The sequence below is a fragment of the Paenibacillus graminis genome (assembly GCF_000758705.1).
GTDB classification, from domain to species: Bacteria; Bacillota; Bacilli; order Paenibacillales; family Paenibacillaceae; genus Paenibacillus_AQ; species Paenibacillus_AQ graminis.
The window spans coordinates 5,099,420-5,116,231 of the sequence record NZ_CP009287.1 but is presented as its reverse complement, the minus strand read 5'-3'; the positions used below and the strand labels follow the sequence as shown (position 1 = coordinate 5,116,231).

Annotated in this window: 13 protein-coding genes; 7 read left to right on the top strand and 6 right to left on the bottom strand. The window is 47.9% G+C overall.

Annotation, left to right across the window (positions count from 1 at the left end; all coding sequences use genetic code 11):
* Window positions 1-27: 27 nt before the first annotated feature.
* From PGRAT_RS22025 to PGRAT_RS34960, 5 genes are all read right to left on the bottom strand, one after another.
* Window positions 28-996 (bottom strand): carbohydrate ABC transporter permease, encoded by a 969-nt coding sequence (locus PGRAT_RS22025; RefSeq protein WP_025708015.1) that lies wholly within the window; start codon window positions 994-996, stop codon window positions 28-30.
* Window positions 993-1,907: an ABC transporter permease subunit gene (locus PGRAT_RS22020; protein WP_025708014.1), complete on the bottom strand. Its 915-nt coding sequence runs from the start codon at window positions 1,905-1,907 to the stop codon at window positions 993-995. Before PGRAT_RS22020 ends, PGRAT_RS22025 begins: the two co-directional genes overlap by 4 nt.
* 358 nt (window positions 1,908-2,265) lie before the next feature.
* Window positions 2,266-2,808, bottom strand: a complete 543-nt coding sequence (locus tag PGRAT_RS22015; RefSeq protein WP_025708013.1) for a response regulator transcription factor — start codon at window positions 2,806-2,808, stop codon at window positions 2,266-2,268.
* 344 nt (window positions 2,809-3,152) lie between these two features.
* Complete coding sequence (locus PGRAT_RS31775) at window positions 3,153-5,603, bottom strand: basic secretory protein-like protein (RefSeq protein ID WP_025708012.1); 2,451 nt, start codon at window positions 5,601-5,603, stop codon at window positions 3,153-3,155.
* Window positions 5,604-6,811: 1,208 nt separating this feature from the next.
* A complete protein-coding gene (locus PGRAT_RS34960; protein ID WP_081758960.1) occupies window positions 6,812-6,877 on the bottom strand; it encodes an excalibur calcium-binding domain-containing protein in 66 nt (21 codons plus the stop codon).
* A gap of 206 nt (window positions 6,878-7,083) precedes the next feature.
* On the opposite strand from PGRAT_RS34960, the gene PGRAT_RS22005 reads away from it, so the two are divergent.
* Together PGRAT_RS22005 and PGRAT_RS22000 are read left to right on the top strand one after the other, a co-directional pair.
* A complete protein-coding gene (locus PGRAT_RS22005; RefSeq protein WP_025708011.1) occupies window positions 7,084-8,244 on the top strand; it encodes a glycoside hydrolase family 27 protein in 1,161 nt (386 codons plus the stop codon).
* 14 nt (window positions 8,245-8,258) lie between these two features.
* On the top strand, window positions 8,259-8,465 hold the full coding sequence (locus PGRAT_RS22000) for a hypothetical protein (RefSeq protein WP_025708010.1): 207 nt from the start codon (window positions 8,259-8,261) through the stop codon (window positions 8,463-8,465).
* Window positions 8,466-8,511: 46 nt separating this feature from the next.
* Here PGRAT_RS22000 and PGRAT_RS21995 read toward each other — a convergent pair whose 3' ends face one another.
* Window positions 8,512-9,324, bottom strand: a complete 813-nt coding sequence (locus PGRAT_RS21995) for a helix-turn-helix domain-containing protein (RefSeq protein WP_025708009.1) — start codon at window positions 9,322-9,324, stop codon at window positions 8,512-8,514.
* A 185-nt stretch (window positions 9,325-9,509) separates the two neighbouring features.
* Here PGRAT_RS21995 and PGRAT_RS21990 point away from each other — a divergent pair, with 185 nt between their 5' ends.
* From PGRAT_RS21990 to PGRAT_RS21970, 5 genes are all read left to right on the top strand, one after another.
* Entirely contained in the window at window positions 9,510-11,081 is a 1,572-nt protein-coding gene (locus tag PGRAT_RS21990; RefSeq protein ID WP_042267241.1) for a glycoside hydrolase family 43 protein, read from the top strand.
* Window positions 11,082-11,295: 214 nt separating this feature from the next.
* On the top strand, window positions 11,296-12,624 hold the full coding sequence (locus PGRAT_RS21985) for an ABC transporter substrate-binding protein (RefSeq protein WP_025706321.1): 1,329 nt from the start codon (window positions 11,296-11,298) through the stop codon (window positions 12,622-12,624).
* Between the two features lie 72 nt (window positions 12,625-12,696).
* Window positions 12,697-14,769 (top strand): alpha-glucuronidase family glycosyl hydrolase, encoded by a 2,073-nt coding sequence (locus PGRAT_RS21980; RefSeq protein WP_025706320.1) that lies wholly within the window; start codon window positions 12,697-12,699, stop codon window positions 14,767-14,769.
* A gap of 141 nt (window positions 14,770-14,910) precedes the next feature.
* Window positions 14,911-15,873, top strand: coding sequence for a carbohydrate ABC transporter permease (locus PGRAT_RS21975; protein ID WP_025706319.1), 963 nt, complete (start codon window positions 14,911-14,913; stop codon window positions 15,871-15,873).
* On the top strand, window positions 15,870-16,715 hold the full coding sequence (locus PGRAT_RS21970; protein WP_025706318.1) for a carbohydrate ABC transporter permease: 846 nt from the start codon (window positions 15,870-15,872) through the stop codon (window positions 16,713-16,715). Before PGRAT_RS21975 ends, PGRAT_RS21970 begins: the two co-directional genes overlap by 4 nt.
* The last annotated feature ends 97 nt before the right edge of the window (window positions 16,716-16,812 follow it).

The window sequence follows — 16,812 nt, the reverse complement described above, 5'->3', positions numbered from 1 at the left end:
ATGATTAATGTATCACAATAGTGCAAATTAACCTTTGACTGCACCAATGATAATCCCTTTGACAAAGAATCTTTGGAAAATCGGATAAACCAGCAAAATAGGTGCGACAACGATGATAGTAACGGTCATACGAATGGATGTGGTGGTCTGCTTGGTGGACAGACTGGCCATGGCGGTTGATCCGGCATTTTGCAGGTTGACCATGGTGGATAAAGAGCTGGCCTGATTGATGTAGTTATACAGAATAAACTGCAAACTGTACAATTTGCTGTCCGTAACCAGCAGCAGCGTATCCTGAAAGGAGTTCCACTGGTTCACTGCCGAGAATATGGCGACTGTAGCCAATATCGGTTTGCTGATGGGCAAGATCACCTTGTAAAAGATAGTGAAAGTTCCGGCACCGTCAATGCTGGCTGCCTGCTGCAATTCCTTCGGCGTGGATTCCACAAACGTCTTCACCAGAATGATGAAGAATGGAGCTACAACGGACGGCAGGACGTATGCCAGGAAATTGTTGGTCAGATGCAGGGATCTCATGGTCAAATACCAAGGGATAATCCCGGCATTAAAAAACATCGTAATAATGGTAAAGCGGTACCAGAATTTTTTGCCCCACATATCCTCCTGGGCAAACATGAATCCCAAAAAGGCAGAGGCCCCGACCGTCAAAAGCGTGCCGATTACCGTTCTACCCAAGGAAATGACAAACGCATTCCACAGCCCCGGTATTTTAAACACATCAACATAGTTCTGGAAATGGATCCCCTTCGGCCAAAACACAATTTCGCCTTTGGCGCTGAGGTCGTTGGCACTGATCGTATTGATAATGATGGAGTAAAAGGGGTATACACAAATGAAGGCAAAGAGCGTGAACGCAATATAGATTATGGCTGAAATCATTTTGTCGGTTGTACTGACCTGCATTTTGATTTTTTTGGAGAAGCGGCTGTTATGGTCTGCGGCATTCGGCGTCAGTCCTGTCAGGTTGTCACTCATACGATGCCCTCTCCTCTTAACATTTTAGACAGCCCGTTTACAGAAAAGAGAAGCACAACGCTAATCAGGCTTTTCAGCATACTGATCGCTACGGAAACGGAATAGCTGCCGCCGCCCATGGCAAGGTTGTATACGTATAAATCCAGTACCTGTATAGTGTCTTTGTTAAAGGCATTCTGGAAAACGAAATATTGCTCCAGACCATTGTTCAGGAAGCTGGCAATCTGGAGCATCAGCAGCACAAAATAAGTCGGCAGCATACTTGGCAAAACCACATGCCGGATGACCTGCATTCTTGTGGCACCGTCTACATAAGCCGCTTCATACAGGGACTCATCAATGCTCATTATCGCTGCTATATACAAAATAGCCGACCAACCCAATGTCTTCCATGTGGCCCAGAACCACATCGTAATCCAGACATGGTCCGAGTTCTGAAGAAAGAGTACAGGAGATTGGATAAGCCCCAGCTGGCTCAGAAAGCCGTTGACGACACCTTCACTGGAGAACATGGTAAATGCCAGGGAATATACGAGGACCCAACTGATAAAGTTTGGAAGAGTGGTTACGGTCTGGATAAATTTGCGGAAACGCACAGCTTTGATCTCGGTCAGGAAGATGGCAAAAATCATGGGAAGCCAAGAGAACAGTATACTCAGCCCGCTCATGCCGAACGTATTTTTGATGACCTGAAGCAGTTGATCGACCTTTACCTGGTTCTCTACCAAGGAACGAAACCATTTGAGACCGACAAACGGCGCTTGTGACAGCGGAATGGGCGGCATGTAGTCGAAGAAGGCATACACCCATCCATAGAGCGGATAGTATGCAAAGACAGCAAGTAAAACCATAAAGGGCGAAATATAAAGAAATTTTCGTATAGAGTTGCTTCTCATGCTGTGGCTGCGCATCGTTTCACTCCCCTTTGTCTATTTGTATAACTGAAACTTTCAGCAGGGCTGCTAGACCCTTGTACATCCTGGCCGGTATGCCTTCCTCCTTCCATAACCTTCTAGAATGTTAGCGCTTTCATATCTATGCAACTATAATAAATTATCGCCTGTATTCAAACAATGACCGATCCTCATCAGTTATTGATCTATTATTAGATGAAACCGCAATTGAATAACAGAAATAATTCAAAATTTCAATTATTATATATATTTATCAAATATTAACGCTTGGCGGACGGCTGCTATGCCCGGCTTAAGGCACGCAGCCGTTAAAGCCTCAAATGCATGTTGCAATAGATGGAGTCCGCCCTCCGGTTCAGGCCGTGATGAAGCATTGCTTGCGGTATTCGTTGGCGCTCGTTCCCGTGTATTCTTTGAATTTTTTGTAGAACCAGTCTATTTCCGTATAACCGACGGCGTCCGCTATCTCATAGATTTTCATTTCGGTGGTTTCCAGCAGCAGCTTCGCCTCCATGCGCCGCAGCAGCAGGTATTCGTTGAAGGACATATTTTCATGCTGCTTGAATTTCTGTCCGAGATAGGCACAGTTAAAGTTCAGTACATCGGAAATCTGCTTAAGTGTAATATTCCGGTGCAATTGCTTCTCCACATAGAGCTTGATTTCTTCGATGATTGAGCTGGAGGAGGAGGGGACTCTCCCTGCCACAGCATTGTGTACGGCTTGAGCAGAAGGAAAGGGGCTATTCGGAGATTCCAGTTTCCGTTTCACTGCCTCCAGACTTCTAGCCAGTTCTGCCGGTTCCACAGGGTCTTTTAAGTAATCGCTTACATGTAACATCAGCGCTTTACGTGCAAGATCAAAATCATTGCTTGAGAAGATCGGACGTATAATCGGCATGCAAATGTATACTGAAATCCGTAATCAGCGCATTCGCCATAGCCGGATTGCCTGGAAACACCGGCAGAAATGCCGTTGTTGAGGCAGGATGGCTGCTTAGTCTCCGTTGACCCATATCTAAGAAACAATAAAGCTAAAGGATTAGTCAGTCTTAATATCCTTTTTCCAACAAGCACCTGCTCACCCGCTTCTTCGCAAAGGCTAGTTGGAAAAAGGGAACTTATTTTTGCGGAAAATCGAAAATAATGAGATTTAAGTGGAAAAATGGAGCTTAATTGGGTCATATTACCTCATGAGGAGCGAAAAACGCTAAATTAGTTACCCTTTTTCCACTTAGGGTGTTCTTATTTGTCTTTCCAGCGCTGAACGCTGATTGAAACGGTAGAAGCTCCAGCTGTTGTAGTCAATGAACGGTTTGCGATATCGCTTCCGTTGCTGTTTACTTCCACCGTTGCCCAGGAACCTCTGGTGATTTTGTATTGAATATTCGTGCCGGCGGCAACGTTCAACTTGATGCTGTAGGTACCGTCAGCGTTTCGAGTCAGCTTATAATTGGCATCTGCGGTATTCCAGCCCGTAAGACTCGAAGTGAGATACAGATCCTCGTTTGCCGGTGTGTTAGCAGGAACTGAGATTACAATGGTAACACCGTCAGGATGCGGGAGGCCAGATGTAATGGTACCATTAATGAATGTTGATACGCCGGCCAAGAACTTATAATTAGTACCTCCGTTGTTATCCCACATACCTGAACCGTTATTAAAGGCAGCTGTCAACCCGGTTGCGCTGCCCAAAGTGATGGTGGATTTACTGTAGCCGTTGTACTCGGAATCCGCCATCGCTACGCCTGGAGCGGCCGTCCACTGTTCTCCATCAGGCTGATAATGAATGTATGGGGTAGCAAATCCTTTCCGGTAATAAATTGTAGCAGTATTGCTGGCCTTGGCGATAACGGTTATCGTGTTGCTTGCTGAGGATTCATTTCCGGAATGATCCACCGCTTTAACCATAAAGGTATATGCGGATCCGGTTGTAAGTCCGTTTACCTTATAGCCGATTGACTGTGTAGTACTGATTTTGACGCCATTAGAATAGATATTATATCCGGCAATCCCTAGATTGTCCGTTGATGCAGACCAGGATAATGTGACGGTGGTATCCGTAGTGTTTGTGGCTGTAAGATCACCCGGTGCCGTCGGCTGACTTTTATCCAGGGAAACTTGATATTCGTTCCACAAGGTGTCTACGTCAGTTCCGGTAATTTGCTGGAACACAGCCGGTGTCCAGGTTTGGCCGTCAAACGGATTTAAGCTCGCGTTCAGCTCACGCAGAAATCCGGTATGCTTCTTCTCATCGATCCAGCGAAAAAAGTTGCCGCTCGTTCCGTAGCCGTCATGCCAGGTGCCTCCCGGTGTCATGCTGTACCGGTCATGGTAGCCATTCTCAAAACGTACCGCATCGGCCATCCCTTCGATCATATAGCCGATATCCGGCGTACCTCGATCATCGAACTGGTACACATGTGTGAGTTCATGATATAAGATACCTAGAATCTCCTGACGGAGCGGTTTCCCGGAATCTGCATAACTTTTAAGATAGCGGGAGCTTATCGAGAGATTCGCATCTGTCGGACTTCCGCTAACACTTGCTACACCATCATAATTACTGATAGTTACATGCAGAGTTCTCGGACGAATCGGTACATCAGCCGGACTTGCGTATAGCGTATTGCAAACTTGACGAATGACGGCTAGGATATCGCTCTGCGGATCCGGAATGGCTTGATCAAATAAGTAGCCGTTGGTCGTATCCATATTGTGCATGTCGATAATAGGCGCAACAGTATGCCATGCGTCATCTGGACGACTGAACGCAACCTCCCCGATTTGAAGTGCGTCGCCGGAATGATTGTCCAATTCAAAGCGGTAATAACGATACGCCTTTTGATTCATCGGCAGCACATAGTGGTTGCGCTGGTGCCGATAACGGAAATCTTCGCTGTTTCTGGAGTCGATCGTAATCCAATTCACATTGTCGGTAGAAGCTTTCAAATCCCATATTTTCGGGTCGCTGTCCGGAGCACTGTTAGCAGCGCTAAACGCATAACCGTCGATGACGATCTGTTGTCCGAAATCAAATTGAAGCCATCCGCTGCTTTGCGGAGTCAGCCAACTTGTATTGCTGGTACCGTCAAAAGCATTGGCTTTGCCATGATCAGGGAGGGTTTCCCCACTTGCTGAAATGAGTGGATTCGGCTTTGCATAGGTTTCCTGCGATCCGTCGAACAACTCAATTTCCGACAGCTGCACACTAGTCCCGCTTAGGCATTGGAAATTGAATCGGTAATACTTGTAAGCAGTCGCGTTGCTAAATGAATAGGATTTTGATTGAAACCGGTAGGAAAAGTTCTCATTCTGCCGGCTGTCAACAGCGGTCCAAGTCACGCCGTCGATGGAAGCCTCCAATGTCCAGCCTTGAGGATCCCGCTCGGGGTAATCGTTAGCAGATGTAATCTTGTAAGAATTCAGAGCATATGTGGATTGGCCTGGGAATTCGTACTGAATCCAAGCTGTTGGCGAAAGCACCAGCCATTTTGAGAAATAATTTCGATCCGACGCATTTTCTTTGGTTTCCCCGTCAGGACTCGACGTATCGCTTACAGTGATGGTGCCGATTGGAGCTAAGTTACGCGGATAGGAGATATCCGCAGCGCGAGCAGGTATAGAAAAAAAGCTTGCGAAAAAAACAATTGTCAATAGAAACAGGGACAGCAGTATGGTTTGCTTTTTCAACATATTCTCTCTCCTCGTATATATCGTAATTGTAAGATTTTTTCGTTCTTTTTCCAGCTGATCCGGGCAGCTAAACAGGAACGAATTGAATTTCCAGTTAGGGCCCTAACTGGAGGGAACCGAATCCGTACCGCAGCCCGAGGGGCGAGGAACGGAACCAGGGACCTTGGCTTGAAGAAAAGCTTTAGCTTCCTCATTCCGCTTTACCCGTTTCACCTTTGCTCCACTGCTCCACCTCGAATGAGGAAGCTGAGGTCCATCATCCATCTTTGTTACTACTGTTCTTCTTTGTCATGCGCTTTTTAATAACTTCATAGCGTTAGCCGCTAGATGGGCCATGTCCCCATCGTCAATAATCGGCTATATCTTCTCAGGCTTGCTACCCGTGATCCATCACTCATGTTCTAACCGTTGGTTGCGCCGCCGCATACGTTCCGGGGAGTAGCATCCCATCAATTGTCGGACGCTTGCAGATGAGTGCTAAAGACGAGGCTGAAGTCGGTGGTTTCCACGGGCACCCAGGTCTGAGTTTTGCTTGATTCTCTAAACAACGGGAGGTGATTCTATGTCACCAATGCTGATTGGAATAGACATAAGCTTATGCTCTCACCATGTGCATTTTATGGATAATTTCGCATATTCAACTACTTGACATGCTCCTTTTTGTATAGATGCAAAAAACTTATTATTTGTCAAAGCCCCCCTCCTTTGTCGGGACCAATTGGCCATATTTTTTCCTTTGCAAACGCCCGCTAAATATATTGCGAGATCACTCAGAGCAATGGCATGATTTCCATTCAGTCCGAGAATCCCCAAACTGTGGATACGAAATAACACCTAAAGCCCTTTCACTCTGCTGCTTTCCTCTGATTCAATGATTAGGCTGTTCAAACGTTTGCATTAATGAAAGAATATCACGGAATAAATGGGAATCATAGTCACTAAACGTATTTTTGTATAATGCTCATAATATTCCATTATTCGACACGAAATAACATATGTATTCGACAGGATTATCTATTTAACCATAGGTTGAACAAGCTACAACCATAAGCAGCTAATTACGCCAGTATAAATCGTTTGCACTGATTGTAATCGATTCCGTCATTAGCATCGAAATTCATGAAGTTATTCCATATATAAAGAGAGCTGGGTCAGTTGAAGTATCCAATAAACATAACAAAACCCCAGGAGATCATCCTGGGGCCTTTTTATTCACACGCGACTCCATCACCATCGCGGTCCAACTTTTTTGTGGGAGCAGGTAGGTCCCCCAATTAGCTGCCCATTGTCCACATAGGCTGAGTTTCGGTGAAGCACAGTGGGGGAAATTGATCTTTTTTACGCAAAATGCAACAAATGTCGATATGAAAGCAACGTCACGCTATAGATTCAAGGAGTCGTGTATGATTAAATACACTAAGAATACGGGCATTTGTTCTTGCATCTAATCTTGGGGTAACACGAAAGGATGAATCATGGTATGAACAAACAACAACTTGGTTTGAGGCCCCCAATGGGATGGAATTCATGGAACACCTTTACTTGGGATATTAATGAGCAGCTTATTCGGGAAGCCGCCGATACGCTGGTTGCAGAGGGGTACAAGGATGCAGGTTATGAGTACATTGTTATCGATGACTGCTGGAGCCTGAAGGACAGGGACGAGGAGGGGAAGCTGGTCGCCGATCCGGCAAAATTCCCGGGCGGAATGAAGGCGCTTGCAGATTATATTCACTCCAGAGGATTGAAATTCGGGATGTATTCTTGTGTAGGGACACATACCTGCGCAGGATATCCGGGGAGCTTTGAGCATGAATTTCAGGATGCGGCATCACTGGCGGAATGGGGCGTCGATTTTTTAAAGTATGATTACTGCTTTAAGCCCAGACATATGTCAGGGGAACTGCTGTACAAACGCATGAGTCTGGCACTGAAAAACTGCGGAAGAGACATTCTGTTCTCCGCGTGCAATTGGGGCGAGGATAATGTGTATCATTGGATTCGTGAATCCGGCGCGCATATGTACCGGTCCACAGGGGATATTCAGGATAGCTGGGATTCCATCAAAAGCCTGGCTTTGTCGCAGCTTGATAAAGCGTGCTATACAGGAGCCTACTGCCATAATGATCTGGACATGCTGGTTGTCGGGATGTATGGAGGCAGCAACAGCGACTTTATCGGAAGCCAAATCGGCGGCTGCAGTGATGTGGAGTACAAGACCCATTTTTCATTATGGAGCATGATGGGGTCACCGCTGATGATTGGCAGCGACATCCGCAGAGCCAACCAGGCCACCAGGGATATTCTGATGAACCCGGACTTGATTGCGATGAATCAGGATGTGGAAGGCCGCGGGGCTTATCGCATCAAGCCGGAACCGCAGTGGTTTCATGCGGATGATGTGTTTATGCTGGTAAAAGTGTTAACGGACGGAGATCTGGCGATAGGGTTCTTCAATCTGAGTGACGGCCAGAGGGAAATGTCGCTCCAATTCTGGGATTTTGGACTTCCCTATGCTTCCGGCAAATCGCTGTCACTGTATGACTGCTGGGAGCACAAAGAAATCGGCGTGTTCAGAGAAAGATACGCTCCTGTAGTTCCGGCTCACGATTGTCTGATTGTACGGGCCAAACTGGTCTAAAGCAGAGCGTGAACATGAACAGAACAGGCAGAACATGCAGAACATGCGGTGTTCCTCTGATGACGGATGATGTGGCAATTTACCTGAAGCTTGTTACGCGCAATGCGCAAGACTTCCTGTGTATAGACTGTCTTGGGGAACAACTGAAATGCGGACGCGAGCCTATTGAGCAATTGATTCAATATTTCCGCAAATCCGGGAATTGTGTGCTGTTTCGTTAAGGCGTACTACCGTTATAGCTTGGCTTATTGCCCGCCTCAGGGATTCTTACTCAGTACTTCCGGTGTTGAATGCTTTTTTATATTCCGACGGAGTAGACGAGGTTACTTTTTTGAATACCTTTGAAAAATACATCGGGTCCTGGTAGCCAACCGAGTAGGCTAACGATTTCACAGACAACTGGGAAGTTTTCAGTAATTCGCAGGCACGCTGTATCCTGAATGCGGTCAGGTAGCCGGAAATGGATGTGCCGGTTGCTTCTTTAAACAGCCGGAACAAGTAGCTGCGCTCAATCTTCACAAATTCCACTACGTCCAGAACGGATAATGAAGGCTTCCAAAAGTTGCTTTCAATAAATTCCCTTGCGGATAATACGTAGTCTTTTTTGAGAAAAGCTTTGTCACTGGGGTAATGCTCCATGTAGTATGACAATAAAAGATGCAGCCCTGCATCCGAACGCTCTCTTTCGAACGGCTCCATTCCGGCGGTTTTGACCAAATGAAACAATGGCCGGAAATCTTGCGGACATGCCTGCACGACCGGAGAACCGGGTGCAAAATCAATCATCGACAAGAGGCGTGAGGTCTCAGCACAGTTATTAAATTCAATCCAATAGTACTCCCAAGGGTCTTGTGGATCAGGATAATAATACACTTCCCTATGCGGAAAAATAATGAAGCTTTCGCCTGTTTCCACAGGAAAGGTTGTATGGCATGTCTTCAAATAGCCCTTTCCGCTTACAATATAATGCAGGGCATACACATCGCGGACACCCGGGCCCCATTTATGTAAATTTGGCGGTTTATAGCCGTTGCCTTTACAAATTGAACCCTCACGGAAACCATAACAAATTGACTTCATAGGCTGTACCTGTATCCTTTGCATCAAGTTCATATTTTTAACGCAGAGTTGCGCCAACCAGCTCTCTAGCCGCAAACATCCCAATTATAACACTATCATCTATTAAATAAAGCTAAATACCCGCTGTTGCAAATTGCGATTCTGCGAATAATCAACATCGGAAATAGGATTGGAGGAGTACAAGAATGACAACTGCTGTTAAGCACAATTCAATCACCTATAAAAACCCGATTATGCCGGGTTTTTATCCGGACCCGTCCGTATGCCGGGTCGGGGGAGATTATTATTTGGTGACATCGACCTTTGCCTATTTTCCGGGTGTGCCGATTTTCCATAGCCGTGATCTTGTGAATTGGAAACAGATTGGCAATGTGCTGGACCGCCCTTCACAATTGAACTTACAGGGAGCCGGGCACTCCCAGGGGATATTTGCCCCAACGATACGTTATCATGAGGGCAAGTTCTATATGATTACGACTAATGTAACCCATGGGGGGAATTTCGTTGTTACAGCAACCGATCCCGCCGGGCCATGGTCGGAGCCCTATTTTATTCAAGGCGCGGTAGGGATTGACCCCACGATTTTCTTTGAGGATGACGGGAGAGCTTATTATTTGGGGACAAGGCCTAATTCAACTGGAGTGCGTTATGACGGCAACTGGGAAGTATGGATTCAGGAACTGAACTTGGAGAGCATGGAGCTTGCAGGTGAGAGCTATGTCCTTTGGAGAGGCGCCATGACAGACGTAATTTGGCCGGAAGGGCCGCATCTGTACAAGAAAGATGGCATCTATTATTTAATGATTGCCGAGGGAGGAACAGGGCCGAATCATGCGGTGACCGTTGCACGCAGCCGGAATCTGACAGAAGGCTATGCCGGGAATCCGAACAACCCGATCATTACACATCGTCATCTGGGCAAGCATTATCCGATTATGAATGTGGGGCATGCCGATCTGGTTCAGGCTGAAGACGGTCAATGGTTTATGGTGATGCTTGCTTCACGTCCTTATGGAGGCGGCTATAGTAATTTGGGGCGGGAGACGTTCCTTGCTTCAGTGATCTGGGAGGATGGATGGCCTGTAGTCAATGAGGGCCGGGGAATTCTGGAGGAGCAGGGGGTCATAGGATTGACGCCGGTTCCGGTGGAGCCGCAATTGCGCTGCGACCATTTTGACAGTGACAAGCTGGCACTGAAATGGATGTTCTTAAGAAATCCGCAGGCGGATTTATATTCATTGACAGAACGTAAAGGATATTTGCGGCTAAAGCTAAAACCTCAAACGTTCAAGGATCAAGATAATCTCAGCTTTGTCTGTTTGCGGCAACAGCATTTTGATTATACGGCTGCCGCTGTGATGGAGTTTGAAGCGCGCAGCATCCATGAATCGGCAGGGCTTGCTGTCATTCAAAATGATAAGTTTCATATCCGGTTCGAGCGCGTATTGCACGGCGGCAGGCAAGCCCTGCGTGTTGTGACCTGCATCAACGGGCAGGAGACGAACATTGCGCAGGCAGATGTTGATGCTCAGCGGTTGTATTTAAAGATGGCTGCGAGAGGTCAGGGGTTGAGTTTCTATTACAGCACCGATGGAAATCAATATCATTTGGCTGCAGAACATGTGGATACGAGTAGTTTGAGTACCGAGGCGGCAGGCGGGTTTGTGGGCTGCTGCATAGGAATGTATTGTACGAGTAACGGCACGGCTTCTGACAATGCGGCAGATTTTGATTGTTTTGAATATGGCGCCTATTAAAGCTTCTTCTTACACAACATTCAAACCTAATACAATAGAAAAAGCAATAGCCGGGGATGGAGAAATTCCGCCCCGGTTTTTTGCATAATTTCCGAACAGTACATTTTCGTGAGATTTTAAAACAAATCGTGCATCGCTCTCATATAAACTTCTATATATAATTGTTACTATAACGGTGTAGCAAGACAATACAGATTAAATTGGAGGGTTAAAGATGTTGAAATGGAAGCGTTCTCTTACAGTCTTGGCCATGACCGCCTTGCTGGGGACGATGGCAGCATGCGGTGGAGGCGGGACAAAAAATAATGCAGAACCTACTGCTGAACCTGCCGGCAATAATACTGCCGCAACGGCTGCACCAAGCAATGAACCGGTTAAGCTGCGCATTATGTGGTGGGGTTCCCAGCCGCGCCACGAGGCAACCCTGGCTGCGCTGGACTTGTACACCAAAAACAACCCGAATGTTACATTTGAGCCGGAGTATTCCGGTATGGATGGATACTTGGACAAATTATCGACTCAAGCTGCGGCCAATAACGCACCGGATATCGTTCAGCTTGATCCGGGCTGGGTGCCGGACTGGATGTCCCGCAAGCAATTAGCGGAGCTGGCACCTGAGGTGGATGTAAGCAAATTCGACTCCAAATTACTGGCCGGAGGCCAGCTTGACGGCAAACAATATGCGGTTCCTCTGGGCTCGGTAGCGTTCGGAATGGTATATGACAAAGCCGCGATGGATAAGCTCGGGATTGCAAATCCGGCCAATGGCTGGACTTGGGACGATTTCTTCGCTTTAGCCAAGGAATCCAAATCCAAACTGCCAAACGGACAATATTTCACCTTGGATTATGCAGGCAACTACTTTATGTATTCGGCCTACCAATACGCCAAAGGTAAAGGCCAGGTGATCACGGATGATGGTCACTTCAACGTAGATCAGGCTGCTTACTTGGAATGGACCAAGAAATTTGAAGAGCTGCGCAAGGAAGGGCTGGTTCCTCCGGCGGACGTAAACGCATCCGACAAGGAAAATGATCCGCAAATGGACTTGCTGGCAGCGGGCAAAGTTTTGTTCCGGTACAGCTTCTCCAACAACCTGGGTACATGGGACAGTATTAAACCAGGCGCTTACGCACTTGTAACCATGCCGCGTGCAGAAGAAGCAGGCGGATGGTTAAAACCGTCGATGTACCTGTCTGTCTCCAAAAATTCCAAACATGCCGAAGAAGCTAAAAAATTCATCAACTGGTTTGTGAATGATCAGGAGGCGGGCAAAATTCTGCAGACGTTCCGCGGCCTGCCGGCTAATAAGGAAATTTCCACTTCCCTGGAAGCAAGCATGAGCGATCTGGACAAGGTTGGATTAGAACTCCTCCGTGCCACTGAAAAGGATGGTCAGACCTGGTCCGCCGGAGCAGGAGGCTGGACGAACTTTATTGATAAGGACTGGGTGCTTGTCCGGGATCAGCTTAGCTTTGGAAAAGTCACACCGGAGAAAGCCTACGAGCAGTTGAAAGAAGCAGCACAATCTTACGAAAAATAATTCAAGGGACGAAGCCCGGAACAAGCCTTGTTCCGGGCCTTGAATTTGACTTGGCATAGGGAGGACTTATTGATGAGTAATTCTGTGTTGTATCACCCTGGAGACGGATATCTGGCCTGGCAGCAGTACCGCCGGAATACGGCGGGGGTGAATGTTGATCAATATGCGGTGTACAAACATATTGTAGTTGATGCGCAGGAGGGTGCTGTTATTCGTTCTGCTGTGGACGAGTTGGCTCAAGGCATGGAGGGGATCACGGGCACCAAGGTGTCCATATCAGGTGATAACGAGAGTGCTCCCGGTATAATAATAGGAATCTTCGGAACCGGCACTGGGATAGATGAACTGTTCAGCGCCGGTGTAAGCAGTGCTGTCAAAGCGGAGGGTTATGCGATTCAAACCGACAGCCTTACCGGCAATATTGCCATCGGAGCAGTCACATCCGCAGGTATATTATATGGAGTATTTCACCTGCTGCGGATCATGGGAACAGGCGGCTCTGTACGGCAATTAAGTATTGTAGAGAATCCCGTCAATCAGCTGCGCATGATTAACCAGTGGGACAATATGGACGGGAGTGTGGAGCGGGGATACGCCGGGAAATCTATTTTTTATGAAGATAACCGGATAACAGGCAATCTTCAGCGTATCCAGGATTATGCCCGCCTGCTGGCCTCCAGCGGGATCAATGCCATCGCGATCAATAACGTGAATGTCCACCGGGTGGAGAGCCGGCTGTTAACGGAATTCCTGCCGGATGTAGCGAAGCTGGCCGCAATCTTCCGCGCCTATGCCATCAAGCTGTTCCTGAGCGTCAATTATGCCAGCACGATGGAGATCGGCGGCCTGCCATCGGCAGATCCGCTCGATTCAGATGTCCGGGAATGGTGGCGGGCCGCAGCGTCGGAAATATATGCAGCCATTCCTGATTTCGGAGGATTTCTGGTCAAGGCTGATTCGGAGAACCGGCCGGGACCGTTCACTTATGGACGAGATCACGCAGACGGCGCCAATATGCTGGCCGAAGCGCTGAAGCCGCATGGCGGCATCGTCATCTGGCGCTGCTTCGTGTATAACTGCAAGCAGGACTGGCGCGACCGGACCACGGACCGGGCGCGGGCAGCCTATGACCATTTCCAGCCGCTGGATGGACGCTTCATGGATAATGTCATCCTGCAGGTGAAGAATGGACCGATTGATTTTCAGGTGAGGGAGCCTGTCTCGCCGCTGCTTGGAGCCATGCCGCAGACGAATCAAGTCATTGAATTTCAGATTGCCCAGGAGTATACCGGACAGCAGCGCCATGTGTGTTATCTGGTTCCCCAGTGGAAGGAGATTCTAAACTTTGATACACATCTCCAAGGAGAAGGAACTTCGGTCAAACGCATTGTGGATGGAAGTGTTCACGGCAATGCCTACAGCGGTTTTGCCGCCGTCTCCAATATTGGAAATGACACCAACTGGACGGGACATCTGCTGGCCCAGGCGAATCTGTTCGGTTACGGCCGTCTGGCCTGGAATCCGCAGATGTCTGCCGAGAAAATTGCTCTGGAATGGATCATGCTCACCTTTGGCACCAATGAACTTCTTGTTCAGACCATACTGGACATCCTTATGAACTCCTGGGAGATTTATGAATCGTATACAGCTCCCCTGGGCGTCGGGTTTATGGTCAACCCTGACCATCACTACGGCCCTAATGTGGATGGATATGAATATTCAATGTGGGGGACTTATCATTTCGCTGACTGTTATGGTATTGGTGTGGACCGTACCACGGCAACCGGAACCGGGTATACCTCCCAATATGCCCGTACGAACATGGAACGGTACGAGTCGCTTGAGAGCTGTCCGGATGAGCTGCTGCTCTTTTTCCACCATGTCCCGTATACCCATGTGCTCCATTCCGGCAAAACCGTGATTCAGCACATTTATGATACACATTTTGCAGGTGCGGAGCGGGCAAGCCAGCTGGCAGCCGCCTGGGAGCTTGTGAAGGACCAGGTGGGTGAACAGGCATACCGGCAGGTTGCGGACCGTCTTGCGGAACAGGCTGAGCATGCCAAAGAGTGGCGGGACCGAATCAATACGTATTTTCTCCGGAAGAGCGGAATTGCTGATCAATGGGGAAGAACCATCTATTAATGCACTGTGGCAGAAGCGGTGAATACCGCTTCTTTTTTTATCGTTATATTTTGAAAGAATTCGAGCATTCCTCTCCTTTAGCGGGGGGTGGGCGGATTATATACTTAAGGTATAAAAATTGACCACAAGAGGTGACCACAGATGAACCGTTCCACAGCCGCTATAGCCCAATCTGCTGCCAAGACGAAAAAAAGCTCATACTTCCGAAGCAGATGGAACGCTCCGCTTGCAGGCTATTTGTTTATTTCGCCTTGGCTGATCGGATTTCTAGCGCTTACGGCGTATCCATTATTCTTATCATTGTACTATTCCTTCACCGACTACACTTTGCTGCAGCCGATGAAGTGGATCGGGACCCGCAATTATGAGCGTATCTTTACAGCGGACCCCAAATTCATTCAATCCGCTAAGGTAACCTTCATGTACGTGCTGGCTTCCGTACCATTGAAGCTCATAGCCGCTCTCTTCGTTGCTATCATTCTCAGCAGGGCTGTAAAAGGAATAAGCTTCTACCGCACGGCGATTTATTTTCCATCCCTTATCGGAGGGAGTATCGGGGTATCGCTGCTCTGGCGCAACATTTTTGGGGTAGACGGGATCTTTAACAAACTGATTGGCGTCTTTGGCATTGAAGGGAAGGGCTGGATTACAAGTCCCGACACGGCGCTCAGCACGCTGATTCTGCTGACAGTCTGGCAATTCGGTTCCACCATGGTTATTTTTCTGGCGGGTCTGAAGCAGATTCCAAATGACCTGTACGAAGCATCCTCTGTGGATGGGGCCAATAAAGTCACTCAATTCTTCAAAATCACACTGCCGATGCTTTCACCGATCCTCTATTTCAACCTGATCATGGCCGTCATCGGCGCTTTCCAAATGTTCACTTCCGCCTTTGTGATCACAAACGGCGGGCCGATGAACTCCACTTATGTGTACGCAATGTACTTGTATGAACGGGCATTCAGCCGTTATGAGCTGGGTTATGCTTCGGCACTGGCCTGGATTATGCTGATCGCCATTATTGCTGCAACGGTTCTGATCTCTTACACCTCGAAGTATTGGGTATTCTATGAAACAGACACGGGAGGGAAAAAACGTAAATGACAACACTAAAATGGAAGCCGGCATTCCGTCATCTGTTCATGATTCTCTTCAGCCTCATTATGGTTTATCCGGTTCTCTGGTGGGTCGGTGCTTCACTGAAGCACAGCACGGAGCTGGGCTCGCCGTCGATTTTCCCGGCCTCTCCGCAATGGAGCAACTTTACCAAAGGCTGGACTTCGGTTCCCGGACACACGTTTACGGATTTCTATCTCAATACCTTCGGACTAGAGTTCGCGGTAATCATCGCAACGCTGCTATCCTGTACTCTGGTTGCCTTCGGTTTTGCGAGATTGGATTTTCCGCTCAAGAACTTCTGGTTCTCCATCCTGATGCTGACCTTAATGATGCCTGGACAAGTGCTGATCATCCCTCAATATGCGCTGTTCCATCAACTGGGCTGGGTGAACACGTACTTGCCGTTCATTGTTCCGCATTTGCTTGCTACAGGGGCAGGCGGCAGCTTCTTCGTCTTCCTGCTGATTCAATTTATACGCGGCGTTCCGAGAGAGCTTGACGAATCGGCCAAAATTGACGGCTGCTCCTGGTTCGGTATCTTCTGGAGAGTCGTTATGCCGCTGGCCTTTCCGGCGATCGTTACCGTGACGATCTTCTGCTTCCTGTGGAATTGGGACGATTTCCTCGGTCATCTCCTGTACATCAACAGCGTGGACAAGTATACGGTCGGACTCGCGCTGCGTATGATCAATGACTCGCAATCTGCAGCAGAGTGGGGCCAGCTGCTTGCTATGTCACTGGTATCTATACTTCCGGCAACCATCGTCTTCATGTTCCTTCAGAAGTATTTCGTTGAAGGGATTGCCACAACAGGAATTAAAGGATAAGATGTAAAAAAACATCGGTCCGTTAACGGTAAAGCGCCGAATGCCCTTCGCAGCTTTACCGTTTATTGCGTCTGAACGGGAGTACGAAGGAAGGTAG